Here is a 15,934-nt window from a genome sequence, read left to right as displayed (position 1 = left end):
ATGCCGGAATTACCCGAAGTCGAAACCACCCGGCGCGGCATTGCGCCGCATATTCTGGGCAAAACCTTTGCTCAAGTCATTATCCGCCAGCCCGGTTTACGTTGGCCGGTACCCGACGGTTTGACGGTCACCCTGCCCGGCCTGCGGCTGGAAGGCGTAGAGCGGCGGGGAAAATATCTGTTGTTGTCTACCGGCGCGGGGACTTTATTGATTCATCTGGGCATGTCGGGAAACCTGCGGATTACCGACGGTCAACAAGCCGTTCTCAAGCACGATCACGCCGATTTTGTTTTCGCCGACCGCACGATATTGCGTTTTAACGACCAGCGCCGTTTCGGCGCCATACTATGGACCAGCGAACCGGCAGAGCGGCACGTGTTGTTGAGCGGATTGGGACCGGAGCCGCTATCCGACCGCTTCAACGCCCAATTCCTGCTGGATCAATGCCTTAACCGCCGCGGCCCGATAAAAAACCTGATCATGGACAGCCATGTGGTGGTGGGGGTGGGCAATATCTACGCCAGCGAATCGCTGTTCATGGCCGGTGTGCATCCTAACCGGCCGGCCGGGGCACTTGACTTGGCCGATTGCCTGCGCCTTTGCGAAGCCATTAAAACCGTCTTGCAATGGGCGATAGAACAAGGCGGAACCACGCTACGCGACTTTGTCAACGCCGAAGGCAAGCCCGGATATTTTCAGCAATCGCTTGCGGTATACGGCCGGGCCGGGCAAGCCTGCTTGACCTGCGCCGAACCCATCCAGCAACTCAAAATCGGCCAGCGCGCCAGCTATTTCTGCGGCGCATGCCAATCGTAACGCTCATGAAACAGGCGCATCGCCCCGGCAAATGAAAGACAGTCTCGTAGGATAAACCAAACCATCCGGCAATCATGGTGGATGCGCGGGGCTTATCCACCCTTCACAATCGCTGAATAGTTGGTGCTTGACAGGAAACTCGCTTTTTTCAAAATCCTGCCGGCTTACTCAGCATAGCGCTAGCCGTTTTTCGGCGTAGGCCGGCATTTTTTCTTATTGCGTTGTACACAACGATACCAATCAGTCCTTCAGGGCGAATTTTGGATGCACCCTTCCTGTGCTTCGGGCTTTTGTACGGGCCTCGTCGTCGATCGGCTTCCGGTTGCGCTTGTTCGCGCAGGACGGCACCCAGTCGTTGAATGTTGCGGGCAACAACGGCCAGCGTCACGTAGCGTTTGAAGCCGTTAAGGCCATGATCGGGGCATTTGTCCAGGCCATGTACACCCAGTGCATTAATCGCCGATTCGACGGCTGAGTGTTGACGGCGCGGGCGGACAAATTCCGGGGCGGATTCGCGGGCTTTGCCGGCTTCGGATAATCGGCCTTTTTTCGGCAATATCACGTGTTCCAGGCGCTGTTTGAGTTCGGTCTGATTCGCGGGACTGTGAAAGCCCTTGTCGAAACTCATTGCCCTGACGGCGGGAAAGCGGGTTTGGGCGTGTTCGACCAGGGATACGGCGACTTGATCGTCGGTGTTTTTTCCCATGACCTGATGGTGCGGGATGAAGCGGTGTTGATCTTCGACGACCGCTACCCGCAAACCTAACTCAACCGGTACGCCGGCTTTACCTTTGCTGATCCATTCGGTGCGCGGCTGAAAAATGGAAAAGACTTTTTCGCCATGCGGGATGGCTTCACCTTGCGGGACCCGGCGGCGAATCTGATCGATCTGCCGCTCGACATGCACCAGATAACCGTCGAGTGCCGCCAGCATGGTTGCTGGCAGACCGTGGTCGTCATGCAGCCGATGCCGGGCGGCGCGCGCCCGTTGCAGGGTCCGGAATCCTTAATCCGCTTGGTGCTCGTGCCGTTTTTTCAGTGTACTGCCGGCCGGCTTGAAGGTATGCAAATCCGCTTCCGTTTCCCCGCCCCGGGCCGCGCAACCCCAGTTCAGTTGCTGGTCCTGCGTAAAGCGTTTGCCCAGTTGCCAGGCAATTTGCGCCCGCGCCAGCTCAACGCCCAAATAAAAGGCATGGCCGCCGTCGCTTTCGACACCCAGATGCGGATATAAATCGAAGGGATCGCGCGCGCTATGAAAGCCGTCGCGATTGAACACATGCAGTCCGTCGCCGCTGACCTGTATACGGTAGCTGGGGTCGCGGATCTCGGCGGCGATGGCTTCGATTTCCGCGCGGCTATAGGGAAAAGGCGCGCTGTCGTGCACCGTCAGTAAATCCGGGGCGATATGCTTGGGCAGACTGTCGTGCTGCTTGGCCGCGTACATGATGCGCCGGGCGGAGTCCGCTTCCTTGACGGCCTTGCAAGCATGTTTGCTGACTTCGGTGGCCAGAATGTGGTTGATGTTCAGTTCCGAACAAATCCCCAGCAGCAACGCATTCATGCCGGAAGTATCCGCATGGGTCAATTCGGTGATATTACCGACCCCTAGCATCATCTCCACCTCCGGATAGCGCTGGCGAAATTGGTAATTGCGCACGATGGATGCGGTGAAACCGAAATGAATCGGATCGAGGATGGGGTCGACGATGAAGGCGCGGCGCTTGCGTTGCAGGGTTTCTATCACCCCGTCCAGGCTGCTTAAATCGCCGTGCACTTGCGGGATGATAATCGGCGTGGCCGCCACTTCCTCGGCTATCCACAGGCTTTCGGCGGTCAGACTCAACATGTAATCGGCGCCGGCGCGTCCGCCCGCCAGCAAATCCGCGTCTTCCAAAGAATCGATGCTGACCGTGAAGCCCTCCTGTTTCAGGGTCTGAATACACTCGGCCAGATGCGGAAACGGCGTACCGGGCAAGCAGCCTATGTCTATCACGTCGGCGCCCTGCGATTTGTAGTAGTAGGCTCGCTCGACCACCGCTTCGACGTTGATATTGGGCGCGTCGACGATTTCGGCGAATATTTTGGTTTGATAAGCGTTGAGATCGTAATGATGCGCGCCCTTGCCGAAATACTCCGGCAAGTCCTTGACTTCCTCCGGCCCGCGCTCGACCGGCACCCCGAGTTGCCGCGACAACGCCTCGATATCGCCGCGGCAGCGGCCGGGAATGACGATGCGGGTAGCACCTTCGGTATCCTTCAAGCGCCGACCTATCATGTCGGCGGTCATCAAGGCCGCCACCTTGACGCCCATTTCCTTGACCTTGTAATAGAAATCCGGCTGCATGGCCGCCAGAATCTGCCGGAGCTGTTTTTCCGCCAGTTTGCCGGTCAAAAACAAAATGCGTTCGTCGCTCATGATAATGACGCCAACCGGCGTATCACCGCCGCTTTCAGTTCGTCCACGCTTTCCACCACCTGGGTAAACGGAAAAGTTCGGATTTTAGCGGTGGCCTCCAAATCGATGGGGCGCGGATAAACCATCACGCGCTTATTGCCGGGCGCGGTGGTCTCCATCTCGGGCGCTATGTCGCAGGGGTAAACGATGCTTTCCACCCGGCATTTGCCGGCTTGTGAATACAGATTGGTCACCAGCGAATCGGCGATACCCAAAACGCATTTAGCGATGGTGTTGGAGGTAGTCGGCGCCATCACGAAAGTATGGTAATAACCTTTATAAAACAAGCCCACCGGTGGCGCCGATGCCGCCCGGTCCCGGTACACCGGCATTTTGTCCTTGATGTTGTTGAGAGTGATGCCGTACATCTTCAGCACCTCTTCGCCGGCTTGGCTGAGATAACAATCCACATTATCCAGGCCCAGCATGAATTCGAGACATTCTTCGATATAATGGCCGGAACCTGTGACAGCCCAGGCAAGACGCGGTGCTTTCATGGCGTTTTGAATTGAACAAAAGGCCGGCCATTATAACCGAGCCCGCCCGACATGCCGCGGTAAGAAGAGCGCCTGTACTACCGTACATCTGCAACATTAAGCCAAACCTGTAAGCTGTGGATCACATAAACCAACTACACTCCCCGGCCATGGAATCCTCGAATTTTGCCGAACAGCCCTTGCCGGCCGACAAACCTCGCGCCCATGTAGTGGCGTTCACCAGCGGCAAGGGCGGCGTCGGCAAGACCTGCGTGACCGCCAATGTCGCCACCGCCATGGCGCAAAAAGGCGCCAGGGTCTGTATCTTCGACGCCGACACCGGCTTGGCAAACATCAATATTTTGCTGGGCCTGCGGCCGGAATTTACCCTGGAGCATGTGCTCAACGGCGAAAAATCGCTACGCGACATTGTCGTCAAGACCCGCCAAGGCGTGGCCGTGGTACCCGGAGCCACCGGTATCGCCAGCTTAGCCGATCTCGACGCCGATACCTGCAACCGGCTGAGCAAGGCCTTGACCGAGTTGGAAGCCGACTATGACTACTTTCTGATCGACACGGCGGCCGGGGTAGCCGATAGCGTATTGCAATTCATCGAATCGGCACCGCACGCCTTTTTGCTGATCACCCCCGAACCGACCTCGCTGACGGACGGTTTTTCCATGCTGAAATTGCTGAACAACCGGCAATATCCCGGTAGTATCCGGGTGCTGGTCAACATGGTGGAGCATTATCAGCATGCCACGGAAACCTATCGCCGCTTTTACGCCGCGGTCAACAAATACCTGGACCTAAACGTGGATTACGGTGGCTTCGTGGCCCGTGACGATGGCTTAGCCCAATCCATCGTCAAACAGACACCGCTGGTGGAGCTATTCGGTAACGCGCCGGCCAGCCGCTGCCTGTTCGCCCTGGCGGATAACTTGTTGAAACATGTAGGCGGCAGGGAAAGCGAAGTCGGCCTGGCCGATTATTGGCAAAATGTTGCGCGGGAAACCGCCAACCTTCAACCCACGGGCAACCGGCACAATCAAGCAAAAGACCAAGCCCTCCAAGCCGGCCCGGTATCGCAAGCCCCGGACTTAACAGCCCCGGAATCAGGTATCGCGGAGCTTGCCGAGCAATTGCTGACGGCCATGCAAAACCAGTCGGCCGATCGGCAAATGCTGGAAGATTTTAGCGGCCGTTTCATGGCCGGTTTTCAAGGCCGATTCGGCCGATTTCCAGCCAACTTCCGGACTTTGCTGTTTCGCTGGCTGGAAGCGGAAGATTACGCCGCCCCCCAGTTGCAGGAACTGGCCGGCACGCTGGAAGCGCTCTACATGGCAAAACACCGGCAACCCCTGCATGATGCGGAAAACGGTCTGGCCCGCCTGATCGTGCAATGCAAGGACTCGGAAACGGAGATGCGGGCACTGGCCACGCAGATGCGCGAGGCCTATTTACTGGCCTTTGGCGGCGATGTATTCGACGCCCGGCGGGAACTGCTGGAAGCCATCCAAAAACCCGCATTCAGCGAAGCGCATTATCAAGAATTGCTGGACGATTTGGGGCGGGCTTTTGAACAGCGTTTTAAACGGCCTTACCGGAGCAAGAGCGATTTATTGCTGGCTAGCACCATGCAAAGCTTGGCGGACATGGCGGACGAAGAGCTCAAGCTGCGGGAACAAGCCGATGAGTTAAGCAATGGCTTCAGACAATTGAACCAGCGCCGCGCAGCCTTGCTGGCGGCGGTCAAGCCGGAATGACTCCGGGTACCGTTCACTGGCCCGCGGCGGGCTGGTTGTCCATCTGTTTCAGTTCGTTGCACAACTGCGCGGCGCGTTCGGATAGATAATTGATGTTAATGATCTGCACATCCTCTACCGTCAGGCCGAAAACGCGTTGCAAGGCCGCACTCAATTCCGTTTCCAATTCCTTCACCAGTTGCTCGCGCTCCGACGGCAATTTTTCGGCCAAATGGCGGGAAAACACCAGCATGGCACTTTCGCTAAGCACCGGCCGCAGATTTTGCCCGATATCGAAGTCGCCGCTACGGCCGACTTTATACAGCAGGTTTAAAACCGCCGCTTCCGGCACACTGAACGAAATACCGACGGAGACGTTGATCCATTGGTTGTCCATGGTAAAGATCGGCAGGTCGTTTGCCTGGAAACCGGTCAGGGAGACTTGCAAAATATCGACCTCATCCAACCAGGGCACTTTAAAATACCAGCCGTCCGCCAATGGCGCGGGATGCAGAATTTTGCCCAGGCGGCGCACGTTGGCCATTTCCGAAGGCTGCACGATAAACCAGGGCGGCGAAATCAGCATTACGCCGACAAGCAGCAAGCCCAGCACATGCCAAAATCTGATTTTTCCAATTCGGCGAAACGGATTTTCGGAAGCCTGAACAGTCGACATATTGTTATTCCTTAAAAGAAAACCTGGTCCGACTATAGACCATAAACCCTAGTTTTGAGCGGCTACCTGCAGACGGCCGTCGACCACCCGAACCGGAAAAGTAGCCACGTCTTCATAGGCCGGCGCGCATTTGACTTGGCCGGTTTTCACGCAAAACCTTGCGCCATGCCGGGGACAAACGATTTCATCGCCGTCCAGTTCGCCGCTGGCGATTTCCGCGCCATCATGGGTGCAGACATCTTCTATCGCATAAAATCGGCCTTCCAGTTTAAAAACCGCCACATCGTAACCGTCAACCTCGATCACTACATGTTCGCCGTCGGCCAAGGCCGATTCGGCCGCCACGTCTATCCAATCAGACACAAAGCACCTCTCTATTCCACGGATACAAATTACGTTTTTCGCTTATTTCAAATACACATCGTAACGCAACAACTTACCCTGATAGCTTTCGTTGGGCTTGCCGCCCAGGGGATCGGCATAATCCGGGCTCTTGACCGCCACCCGCCGGCCGGTTGCGGCAAAAGCCGCACCGAACAGGGCTTGCCGGTCGGTATCGTCCCCCAAAATATCGCGCAATACCGCCATGGATTTGCGGGTTGCCGCCGATTGTTTACGTTTTGGAGGAAACATCGGGTCTAGATAAATGCAGTCCGGCTTTTCCGGTAAACTCGCCAGCAATTCGATGGCGTTTCCGACCAACAAGGTTGGCGGCGCCAGTTCCCGCTTTCGGACCCAATCTTTTTGCATCAACCGCTGGAAACCATCGGCGAGCAAAGCCGCCATGATCGGCGAACGTTCGATGCAAGTCACTTCATAACCCATGCGGAATAGCGCCAGTCCGTCCTGCCCCCAGCCGGCGGTGGCATCGACAACGCTATGGGATTTTTTACCGACCGCCTGCGCCAGCAGATCTTTTTTGGGGGCAGGATAGGAATGCTGCTCGCCGGGACGCGGGTCGATCTCGACCGCCAAGCCGCCTTTTTTCAGGTTTTGCCTGTCCAATAATTTCAGGCAGCCGTCTCGGTAAGCCAGGAAAAAACCGCAAGCTCCGGCTTCCGCTTCGGCCATGCCCAGCAAAGGCAGGTCAAGCCGCGCCGCTAACACTTGCGGCCTTGGATCGGTATCATCCTCGCTCAGGATGGCGAGATTGCGCATAGGTTCGTTAGCGCTTGATATTGCAGGGTTCCCGCACTTTGCAAGCGAACTTATTCGGTGGAAACCGCGTCCCGCTGGTTTTTCAGGGCCGCGTCCAGGGTATGCCAGGCCAGGGTAGCGCATTTGACCCGGGCCGGGTATTCGCGCACGCCGGCCAATACCGCCAGCTTACCCACGGCTTCCAGGTTGACTTGTTCGGATTTACCGGTAGTCATTTCGTGAAATTGGGTAAACAAGGCTTCGGCTTCCGCTTCTGTCTTGCCCTTGACGATTTCGGTCATCAGCGATACCGAGGCGGTGGAAATCGCGCAGCCGGAACCCTGAAAGCTGGCGTCGCTGATTACGTGATCGTCTATCTTCAAAAACAAAGTCAGCTTGTCGCCGCACAATGGATTAAAGCCGTCCACTCGCCGATTAGCGTCTTCCATGATGCGGAAGTTGCGCGGATTGCGGTTGTGGTCGAAGATGACCTCTTGGTAAAGGTCGCGTAAGTCGTCAAACATGGTTATTCCGAATAAAAATGGGGATAAGGCTGATCAATGCCGATATAACGTCCAGCTTGGCGCATGATAGCCTTGCAAGTACCGGGATCGAGTTCATTGTGATTGGGTATGGTTAAAGTCTGTTTGTGGCCGGCGATAATCCGAACCAACTTGATGTGGCTACCTCTTTGCGAAACCACGGCAAACCAGAATTGCGCAAAAATCGCCAACAACTGCTTGGCGGTCAGCGGCTTTAATTTAGGCACAAACCGATTCCATCTCGTAATTCACCACCAGCGGCGGTTGTTTACTGGCAAAACCCAGTGCCAACAAATCTTCGTCTTCCAGGTGTAACGCCAGCGCTTCGCGCAAATTTTGCACGGTTTCATCCAGCGTTTGCCCCTGAGTTACTACCGGAAATTCGACGCATTCGGCCATGTAGCCGGATTTTTCACCCGCATAAATGTGCGCTTTGACGGTGTAGTGCATAAGCCACTCCTAAAATCTATCCAAACACTTCTATCAACGACTTGATGCCCTGCATCAACACATCAATTTCCTGCCGGGTATTGTACATCGCAAACGAGGCCCGCGCGGTGGCCGGCACGCCGTAAAAATCCATCACAGGCATCGCGCAGTGGTGGCCGGCGCGCACGGCGATACCCAGACTATCCAGCATGGTGCCTATGTCGTGCGGATGGATATGATCCAACGTGAACGACAAAATGCCGCCTTTATGTTCAGCTTGACCGATGATGTTGAGGCCTTGGATTTGCCGAGCTTGCTCGGTGGCGTAAGTCAGCAACTCGGCCTCGTAAGCGGCGATATTAGCCATGCCGACGGCACTGACGTAGTCGATGGCCGCGCCCAGGCCGATGATTTCGGCAATCGCCGGGGTGCCGGCTTCGAATTTATGCGGTAGACCGGCGTAAGTGGTTTTTTCGAAAGTAACCTGCCGTATCATGTCGCCGCCGCCTTGATACGGCGGCATGGCTTCCAGCAAGACCTGCTTGCCGTACAACACACCGGTACCCGACGGACCGTAAAGTTTATGGCCGGAGAACACGTAAAAATCGCAATCCAAAGCCCGCACGTCGACCGGCATATGCGGAATCGCTTGCGCACCGTCCAGCAGCACCGGGATATTTTTGGCATGTGCGGCGGCAACGATGCGCTCGACCGGATTGATGCTGCCCAAGGCATTGGACATATGAGCAATAGCGACCAATTTGGTTTTTTCGCTCAGCAACTGTTCGAATGCATCGAATATCAGTTCACCTTGTTGATTGATAGGCGCCACCTTCAATACGGTGCCGATCTGCTGGCACAGCATCTGCCAGGGCACAATGTTGGCATGGTGCTCCATCGCGCTGATGACGATTTCGTCGCCGGCCTTTAATTGGGATGCTCCGTAACTTTGCGCAACCAGATTGATGGCCTCGGTCGCCCCGCGCACGAAAACGATTTCCTTAACGCTGGCGGCATTAATAAACGCCCTAACCTTTTCCCGCGCGCCTTCGAATTGATCGGTGGCTTTGACGCTCAAGGTATGCACGCCGCGATGGATGTTGGCATATTCGTGGCTATAAGTGCGGACTATGCTGTCTATGACCGCTTGCGGTTTCTGGCAACTGGCGGCGTTATCCAGATATACCAAGGGTTTATTGCGGATTTTTTCGCCGAGGATGGGGAAATCGGCGCGGATTTGTTCGATTGGAAATGTGCTCATCGCTAACTGTTTGCTTTAATTGATTTCGTCTTTACTAAACACTAGAATCGAACCCGTCGATTCGCCAAATTTGGGTAACATTATGTCCGCCGTCTTCCCCCAGAAACACCTCACCGACATCGCCGAGTGGCACCGCATGGGCGAGGCCGGTATTTTCCCGCCCGACAGCCGCCTGGAACTCATAGCAGGAGAAATTCTCACCATGGCACCGATTGGATTTAATCACGCGGGGCACTTGCGCCGTTTAAACACATTATTGACCTTTCTGACTGTCAATCATGCCATCGTCAGCATCCAAAGCCCTATTCAACTGGGCGATCTGTCCGAACCCGAACCCGATTTGGCACTGCTGTCCCCAAACGCGGATTTCTATAGCAACCGCCACCCCAAAGCGGAAGACGTATTGCTATTAGTCGAAATCTCCGACAGCACCCTGCGCTTCGACCGCGAACAAAAACGCCGTTTGTATGCCACACATATGATTCCGGAATACTGGATCGTCAATCTGATCGATGACTGCCTGGAAGTTTACCGGCAACCGCAAGAAGGCGATTATCTGGATAAATCCGTGCTGACAAAATCCGATAGCCTTAATCTACTAACCTTACCGGAGATTAAAATCACAGTTGCCGATATTCTGTAGGGGCGGATTAATACCCCCTACAAACTCATCGCCGGAAAACGCGCCAGCAACTCATTTAATAGCAAGCCCTTCAATTCGGCATTCTCGACCTTATCCGCCATCTCGTTGGCAAAGGCGAAGGTCAAGATGTTTCTGGCCGTCGCCTCGTCCACGCCGCGCGATTGCAAATAAAACACAGATTTTTCCTCCAACTGCCCCACCGTGACGCCGTGCGAACACTTGACGTCGTCGTTGTAAATTTCCAATTGTGGCTTGGTATCGACCTCGGCATCGGCGGACAGCAGCAGATTGCGGTTATTCATTTCCGAATCGGTACGCTGGGCGTTTTCGGCGACGATCACCCGGCCCTGAAACACTCCGCGCGCGCGGTTGTCGAGTACGCCCTTGTAAAACTCGCGGCTGACGCCGTGCGGCTTAAGATGCTTGATGCGGGTGTGGTTGTCTATATGTTGGCGCTTGCCGGCCACAAACAAACCGTTCAGCGAGCATTCCGCCGCTTTATCCAGATCGCTGTGTATATCGCTACGCGCCAAGCCGCCACCCAAGGCAAAATTATGATGAAGGAAGCGACTGTCTTGCGCTTGCTTGACGTAAGTGCCGCCGAAATGCTGAGCTTTGTCCGCTTCCAGTTGCACTTTGGTCAAGGTCAAACCGGCGTTTCGACCGAGCAGACATTCGTTGACCGCGGCGGTGAAGTAGCTGTCGGTGCTGCCGACATAGGTTTCGATAATTTCGGCTTCGGCCTGGTCGCCTATCGTTATCAGATTACGGGTCGCGGCCAAGGCACCGGCTTCGGTCACCACATGCAAAATCTGAATAGGCTTATCCAAGACCTGTTTAGCGGCGACTTCAATGGTCACGCCATCGCCAAACCAGGCATTGTTGAAGGCCACCAGATTATGCTCGCCGCTTGCGACCGCTTGCCCTAGTTTGCCTTCCAAGGCCGCCGGATTTTGCGTCAAGATTTCGGCGAGACCGTTTACCGTCACGCCTTCCAAACCTTCCAGCCGCGACAAGTCCGAAGCGAAACAGCCGTTGACCAGCACCACGCAAAACGCATTGTCCAGACGATAGGAATTCAACCAATCGGCATCGACCGCCCCAACTGCCGCCGGAGCGAACCCGGTTTTGCCCAAGGCCGACAAATTGGTGTAACGCCATTCTTCCTCGCGATTGCCCGGAAAGCCGGTTTGGCCGAAGACCTGCAAGGCCTCGTTGCGCAGTTGTTGTAACCAAGGCAAATCCCGCCCGGGCAAACTGTCCGCCAGTGCCGGATAAGCCGCCAAATAAGCATTGTTACTTAACTCGTTCATCATGCCGCCCGCCCTTCCAGCCAGCTGTAACCTTTTTCTTCCAGTTCCAGCGCCAAATCAGGCCCGCCGGATTTGACGATCTTGCCGTCGGCCAGCACATGCACCACATCGGGTTTGATGTAATCCAAAAGACGCTGGTAATGGGTGATCATCAAGAACGAACGCTCGGCGGAACGCAAGGAATTGACACCCTCGGCGACGATGCGCAAGGCGTCGATATCCAGGCCGGAATCGGTTTCGTCGAGTATGCACAACTTGGGTTCCAACACCGCCGCCTGCAAAATCTCGTTGCGCTTTTTCTCGCCGCCGGAAAAACCTTCGTTAACGGCGCGATATAAAAACTTCTCGTCCATCTGCAACAATTTGACCTTGCTTTTGACGATGGTCAGAAAATCCATCGCATCCACTTCCGGCAGGCCATGATGCTTGCGCATCGCATTCAACGCGGCTTTCAGCAGATAAATATTGCTGACGCCGGGAATCTCCACCGGATATTGGAAGGCCAGAAACACGCCTTCGCGGGCGCGAATTTCCGGAGCCAATTCCAAAAGGTCTTTGCCGTTATAGGTCACACTGCCTTCGGTGACCGTGTAACCGGCTTTACCGGACAGCACATGCGACAATGTACTCTTGCCGGCACCGTTGGGGCCCATGATGGCATGGACTTCACCTGGATTGATGTCCAGGGTTAGGCCTTTGAGGATGGGTTTGTCGTTGATGGAGACGTGTAAGTTTTTTATGCTGAGCATACGTTTAGTCACCTAAGTTTTAAAATGTAGACTGGGTAGAACGAAGTGAAACCCAGCATTAAATCTTTTAGTGTCGCTAACGCGACGTTGTTTTAAAGTCGGGTCTCGGCCCGACAGCCGAGTTTCTTTTCTTTGCTTGTCCAAAGAAAAGAAACCAAAAGAAACGACACCCGGATGCCGCGTAATCCCTGCGCTCCTCGGGTTTGACCGGGGTTTTCCGAAGGGGCTTCCCAGCCCCTGCGGAAAACGCGATGCCTCCCTGCATCGCCCCTTCGGGCTGATCCGCCCAAACCCTCCGGTGCTCGGCGCGACATAACGGGAAAAAACCATCCCGCGTAGGGTGGGCAATTTTGCCCACCGTTGGTTTTAATACCGCGTGGGCACTAAATCGTGCCCACCCTACCGAGCGTAATTGAATCCCTATCCAGAAACATACTTTAAAGCTAAATCTATTAACTCTTTTTTCTTCTTTAAACTAACTTCATCGAACGGCAAATCAAGAAAGTTGTTAGCATGATCTATATCACTAAAAACATCTGAACCTTGAAAATGAAATTTCATAAGATGTCTAAAATAATATTGCAGTTGAAAGCATATGCTCTTAACCTCTTCTCTCGATACTCCAGCATGAACTAAATTATTTCTGTACTCACGCAGATGTTCTAAAACTTGCCTATGGAACAAAGACTCCTTAAACAGAAAAGAACATCGTTTCGTTACCAAATCGCCATTCGCTCCAGATGGACAAACTAGACATTCTATCGCCCCCCACAGCTTTATTACCGCGTTATTATGATTTCTTTCATCGAGAGCCTCGACATAACGTAACAAAGCATTCTCTAATTTATTAGCATATTTTGAGATGCGAAGCCTATTTAAAATATAGTCAGTATCCTCGTCAAATTTAACATCTTTCCACGGATCAAAAAATGGTGCTTTAAAATAAAAAGGTTCTGACCAAAACCCATTAGTTACAACTTCTCCAGATTCTTGGTGGACAGTATGAAAAGGACCTAGTCTGATCCGATTTATTGGCTTCCACTCATTTCCAACTAATTCGTAATCGACATTTGATTTAAGACATAAAATAGACCTTAGCAAATCCAGAGATCTCAATGCCTTGTTCATAGCCCAGCTTGGAGACTTAGACTTTGTAATTACAACAATTTTATTATAAAAATCTCCATCATCACTCTGACCTTCTAAAGCATTAACTCGGCTATTATGAAATTCCCCCTCAAATTCACTTCCAACCAATTTAACAACACAATCATTAATTCTATATTCTTTGATATAGTTACTAGATATAGACAAACTTGTTAAAACGTGAAAAACAGACTCTGGCTTTTTTCCTTGATCTATTAATTTAGCTTCTAAATTCTTTATAAAATCATCTTTATTGTCAAGATTTATAGTTTCCCTTAATACTTGACTTATCAACCAAGACTTATCAGAATATTCTTCACTAAAATCAATCATGGTTTCCAGCGCAGACAAGGCAAATTCTATTTCAAGCCCTCCTCGAAAGGTTTTCTGATCACCATCAAGAAAAATTAAATCCTTTACTTTTCCTAAAATTAATTCTGGTTTAAGGCTTTTGCTTTTTTTCCATTTAACTGACATATGATTAAGAACCATAGAGTGTAATAACCGATAGCTATTGCCACCACCGGTGCAATACTCTTTGCTATTGCACCCTATTTTCCAGACAATTTATAAACCAAATCATCTGGCAATTATCAATTCAGCTCGTAGGATGTGCTGAACGCAGTGAAGCGCATCGTTCGCGACAGATGCGCCTCCTTCCGTCGGCACATCCTACAAATTCTTGCCAAAGTCAAAATATTCGACCACTTTCAATTCCGAAACGGGGTTTACTCCCCTGATGCCGCGCCGAGCACCGGAGGGTTTGAACGGATATGCCCGCAGGGGCGATGCAGGGATGCATCGCGTTTTTCGTGGGGGCTGGGAAGCCCCTTCGAAAAACCCCGTTCAAAGCCTTCGGCGCGCAGGATACAAGCGGCATGGGGTGGCCTTTTCTTTGGATACTTTCTTTTGGCCAAGCAAAAGAAAGTATCGCGGCCGTCGGTCCGCGAACCGACTTTAAAACAAACCGTCGCGATAGCGACACAACACCCTCAGACACTGGAGCGTCCGTCACCGCATTTCCACGCCGAAACGTGGGAACGATAAAAAATCCCCCTCACCCTAGCCCTCTCCCCGAGGGAGAGGGAACAAAACTAACCAACCGCCCCCTCAAGACTAATCCCCAACAACGCCTGCGCCTCCACCGCGAACTCCATCGGCAGTTCCTTGAACACTTCCTTACAAAACCCATTCACAATCATCGACACCGCATCTTCGGCGGACAATCCTCGCTGCTGACAAAAGAACAACTGATCTTCGCTGATTTTAGACGTCGTCGCTTCGTGCTCGACTTGCGCCGTGGGTTGATTGACTTCCACGTACGGAAAAGTGTGCGCTCCGCACTTGTCGCCAACCAGCAATGAATCGCACTGAGTGTGGTTGCGGGCGTTTTCGGCGGATTTGGCGACTTTCACCAAACCGCGATAGGTATTCTGCGCCCGGCCGGCGGAAATGCCCTTGGAAACTATGGTACTGCGGGTGTTTTTACCGATATGTATCATCTTAGTGCCGGTATCCGCTTGCTGCAGATTGTTGGTCAAGGCCACCGAATAAAACTCGCCGACCGAATCATCGCCCAGCAACACGCAACTGGGGTATTTCCAGGTGATCGCCGAGCCGGTCTCGACTTGGGTCCAGGACACTTTGGAATTATGCCCGCGACACTCGGCGCGCTTGGTGACGAAGTTGTAAATACCTCCCTTGCCGTCCTTGTCGCCGGGATACCAGTTTTGTACCGTGGAATATTTGATTTGGGCGTTGTCCAGCGCCACCAATTCCACCACCGCCGCATGCAATTGGTTTTCGTCGCGCATAGGCGCGGTGCAGCCTTCCAGATACGATACGTGCGAGTCTGCGTCGGCAATGATCAGGGTGCGTTCGAACTGGCCGGTGTTGGCGGCGTTGATGCGAAAATAAGTTGACAATTCCATAGGGCAGCGCACCCCCTTGGGGATGTAGACGAAAGAGCCGTCGGTAAACACAGCGGAATTCAACGCGGCGAAGAAGTTGTCGCCGGGAGGCACCACGCTGCCGAGATATTGTTTGACCAATTCCGGGTATTCCTGCAAGGCTTCGGAAATCGGACAGAAAATCACCCCGGCTTCTTTTAGCTTGCCTTTAAATGTAGTGGCGACGGAGACGCTGTCGAATACCGCATCGACGGCGATACCGGCCAACCGCTCTTGTTCCTCCAGCGGAATGCCGAGTTTTTTATAGGTATCCAACAATTGCGGGTCGACTTCGTCCAGACTTTTGGGACCTGCTTTTTTCGACTTGGGCGCCGAGTAATAGCTAATGGCCTGATAATCAATGGGATCGATTTTAAGCTGCGCCCAGTTTGGCGACGGCATGGTCTGCCAATGTCGAAACGCCTTCAGGCGGTATTCCAGCATGAACTCGGGTTCGTTTTTGACTTTTGATAAGCGGCGGATGACTTCTTCGTCCAGACCGGGCGGAAAAGTATCTACTTCCAGCTCGGTGACGAAACCTTGTTTGTATTCCTGGCTGATCAGATTTTCGATTTCTTGTGCGGTCGCGGACATGGG

The 15,934-nt window shown here is 53.5% G+C and carries 16 protein-coding genes and 1 pseudogene; 3 read left to right on the top strand and 14 right to left on the bottom strand.

Annotated elements, in window-relative coordinates; all coding sequences use genetic code 11:
* Positions 1-816, top strand: a complete 816-nt coding sequence (gene mutM, locus NP590_RS03350) for a bifunctional DNA-formamidopyrimidine glycosylase/DNA-(apurinic or apyrimidinic site) lyase (RefSeq protein ID WP_256600802.1) — start codon at positions 1-3, stop codon at positions 814-816.
* Between the two features lie 289 nt (positions 817-1,105).
* Here mutM and NP590_RS03345 read toward each other — a convergent pair.
* From NP590_RS03345 to NP590_RS03335, 3 genes and pseudogenes are all read right to left on the bottom strand, one after another.
* Positions 1,106-1,738, bottom strand: a pseudogene (locus tag NP590_RS03345) (ISNCY family transposase); the annotation flags it as partial.
* A gap of 84 nt (positions 1,739-1,822) precedes the next feature.
* The gene (locus tag NP590_RS03340; protein WP_256600801.1) at positions 1,823-3,232 is read right to left on the bottom strand and encodes a DUF6513 domain-containing protein; all 1,410 of its coding nucleotides are present in this window, start codon (positions 3,230-3,232) and stop codon (positions 1,823-1,825) included.
* Complete coding sequence (locus NP590_RS03335; protein WP_256600800.1) at positions 3,229-3,768, bottom strand: flavoprotein; 540 nt, start codon at positions 3,766-3,768, stop codon at positions 3,229-3,231. Before NP590_RS03335 ends, NP590_RS03340 begins: the two co-directional genes overlap by 4 nt.
* A gap of 149 nt (positions 3,769-3,917) precedes the next feature.
* Here NP590_RS03335 and NP590_RS03330 point away from each other — a divergent pair, with 149 nt between their 5' ends.
* Positions 3,918-5,513, top strand: coding sequence for a MinD/ParA family protein (locus tag NP590_RS03330; protein ID WP_256600799.1), 1,596 nt, complete (start codon positions 3,918-3,920; stop codon positions 5,511-5,513).
* A 13-nt stretch (positions 5,514-5,526) separates the two neighbouring features.
* On the opposite strand, the gene NP590_RS03325 is transcribed toward NP590_RS03330, so the two are convergent.
* The 7 genes from NP590_RS03325 to NP590_RS03295 are packed head-to-tail and all read right to left on the bottom strand — an operon-like array spanning position 5,527 to position 9,537.
* Complete coding sequence (locus NP590_RS03325; protein WP_256600798.1) at positions 5,527-6,168, bottom strand: SPFH domain-containing protein; 642 nt, start codon at positions 6,166-6,168, stop codon at positions 5,527-5,529.
* A 48-nt stretch (positions 6,169-6,216) separates the two neighbouring features.
* Positions 6,217-6,531 carry a non-heme iron oxygenase ferredoxin subunit gene (locus NP590_RS03320; protein ID WP_256600797.1) on the bottom strand — a complete coding sequence of 105 codons (315 nt, stop codon included), beginning with the start codon at positions 6,529-6,531 and terminating at the stop codon, positions 6,217-6,219.
* A gap of 42 nt (positions 6,532-6,573) precedes the next feature.
* Positions 6,574-7,326 (bottom strand): class I SAM-dependent methyltransferase, encoded by a 753-nt coding sequence (locus NP590_RS03315; protein ID WP_256600796.1) that lies wholly within the window; start codon positions 7,324-7,326, stop codon positions 6,574-6,576.
* A 50-nt stretch (positions 7,327-7,376) separates the two neighbouring features.
* Positions 7,377-7,829: a Fe-S cluster assembly sulfur transfer protein SufU gene (sufU, locus tag NP590_RS03310; protein ID WP_256600795.1), complete on the bottom strand. Its 453-nt coding sequence runs from the start codon at positions 7,827-7,829 to the stop codon at positions 7,377-7,379.
* A 2-nt stretch (positions 7,830-7,831) separates the two neighbouring features.
* A complete protein-coding gene (locus NP590_RS03305) occupies positions 7,832-8,074 on the bottom strand; it encodes a type II toxin-antitoxin system HicA family toxin (protein ID WP_256600794.1) in 243 nt (80 codons plus the stop codon).
* Positions 8,067-8,297: a type II toxin-antitoxin system HicB family antitoxin gene (locus NP590_RS03300; RefSeq protein ID WP_256600793.1), complete on the bottom strand. Its 231-nt coding sequence runs from the start codon at positions 8,295-8,297 to the stop codon at positions 8,067-8,069. Before NP590_RS03300 ends, NP590_RS03305 begins: the two co-directional genes overlap by 8 nt.
* A gap of 16 nt (positions 8,298-8,313) precedes the next feature.
* Positions 8,314-9,537 carry a cysteine desulfurase gene (locus tag NP590_RS03295; protein ID WP_256600792.1) on the bottom strand — a complete coding sequence of 408 codons (1,224 nt, stop codon included), beginning with the start codon at positions 9,535-9,537 and terminating at the stop codon, positions 8,314-8,316.
* An 82-nt stretch (positions 9,538-9,619) separates the two neighbouring features.
* Here NP590_RS03295 and NP590_RS03290 point away from each other — a divergent pair, with 82 nt between their 5' ends.
* Positions 9,620-10,180, top strand: a complete 561-nt coding sequence (locus NP590_RS03290; RefSeq protein WP_256600791.1) for a Uma2 family endonuclease — start codon at positions 9,620-9,622, stop codon at positions 10,178-10,180.
* A gap of 17 nt (positions 10,181-10,197) precedes the next feature.
* Here NP590_RS03290 and sufD read toward each other — a convergent pair whose 3' ends face one another.
* From sufD to sufB, 4 genes are all read right to left on the bottom strand, one after another.
* Positions 10,198-11,496 (bottom strand): Fe-S cluster assembly protein SufD, encoded by a 1,299-nt coding sequence (gene sufD / locus NP590_RS03285; protein WP_504222742.1) that lies wholly within the window; start codon positions 11,494-11,496, stop codon positions 10,198-10,200.
* On the bottom strand, positions 11,493-12,242 hold the full coding sequence (gene sufC / locus NP590_RS03280; protein ID WP_256600790.1) for a Fe-S cluster assembly ATPase SufC: 750 nt from the start codon (positions 12,240-12,242) through the stop codon (positions 11,493-11,495). The genes sufD and sufC overlap by 4 nt, the downstream gene beginning before the upstream one ends.
* Before the next feature lie 420 nt (positions 12,243-12,662).
* On the bottom strand, positions 12,663-13,865 hold the full coding sequence (locus NP590_RS03275) for a HEPN domain-containing protein (protein ID WP_256600789.1): 1,203 nt from the start codon (positions 13,863-13,865) through the stop codon (positions 12,663-12,665).
* A 617-nt stretch (positions 13,866-14,482) separates the two neighbouring features.
* Positions 14,483-15,931, bottom strand: coding sequence for a Fe-S cluster assembly protein SufB (gene sufB, locus NP590_RS03270; RefSeq protein ID WP_256600788.1), 1,449 nt, complete (start codon positions 15,929-15,931; stop codon positions 14,483-14,485).
* Between the last annotated feature and the right edge of the window lie 3 nt (positions 15,932-15,934).

This window comes from Methylomonas subterranea (genome assembly GCF_024505185.1).
Classification (GTDB): domain Bacteria; phylum Pseudomonadota; class Gammaproteobacteria; order Methylococcales; family Methylomonadaceae; genus Methylomonas; species Methylomonas subterranea.
The sequence above is the reverse complement of the archived record's forward strand: the minus strand, read 5'-3'. Positions and strand labels throughout refer to the sequence as shown.

Bases quoted from the DNA above. Each gene is read 5' to 3' on its own strand.
- sufB (WP_256600788.1), bottom strand. From the start codon at position 15,931: ATGTCCGCGACCGCACAAGAAATCGAAAATCTGATCAGCCAGGAATAC.
- sufD (WP_504222742.1), bottom strand. From the start codon at position 11,496: ATGATGAACGAGTTAAGTAACAATGCTTATTTGGCGGCTTATCCGGCA.
- NP590_RS03335 (WP_256600800.1), bottom strand. From the start codon at position 3,768: ATGAAAGCACCGCGTCTTGCCTGGGCTGTCACAGGTTCCGGCCATTAT.
- sufU (WP_256600795.1), bottom strand. From the start codon at position 7,829: ATGTTTGACGACTTACGCGACCTTTACCAAGAGGTCATCTTCGACCAC.
- NP590_RS03340 (WP_256600801.1), bottom strand. From the start codon at position 3,232: ATGAGCGACGAACGCATTTTGTTTTTGACCGGCAAACTGGCGGAAAAA.
- NP590_RS03290 (WP_256600791.1), top strand. From the start codon at position 9,620: ATGTCCGCCGTCTTCCCCCAGAAACACCTCACCGACATCGCCGAGTGG.
- NP590_RS03315 (WP_256600796.1), bottom strand. From the start codon at position 7,326: ATGCGCAATCTCGCCATCCTGAGCGAGGATGATACCGATCCAAGGCCG.
- NP590_RS03330 (WP_256600799.1), top strand. From the start codon at position 3,918: ATGGAATCCTCGAATTTTGCCGAACAGCCCTTGCCGGCCGACAAACCT.
- NP590_RS03295 (WP_256600792.1), bottom strand. From the start codon at position 9,537: ATGAGCACATTTCCAATCGAACAAATCCGCGCCGATTTCCCCATCCTC.
- sufC (WP_256600790.1), bottom strand. From the start codon at position 12,242: ATGCTCAGCATAAAAAACTTACACGTCTCCATCAACGACAAACCCATC.
- NP590_RS03275 (WP_256600789.1), bottom strand. From the start codon at position 13,865: ATGTCAGTTAAATGGAAAAAAAGCAAAAGCCTTAAACCAGAATTAATT.
- NP590_RS03325 (WP_256600798.1), bottom strand. From the start codon at position 6,168: ATGTCGACTGTTCAGGCTTCCGAAAATCCGTTTCGCCGAATTGGAAAA.
- NP590_RS03300 (WP_256600793.1), bottom strand. From the start codon at position 8,297: ATGCACTACACCGTCAAAGCGCACATTTATGCGGGTGAAAAATCCGGC.
- mutM (WP_256600802.1), top strand. From the start codon at position 1: ATGCCGGAATTACCCGAAGTCGAAACCACCCGGCGCGGCATTGCGCCG.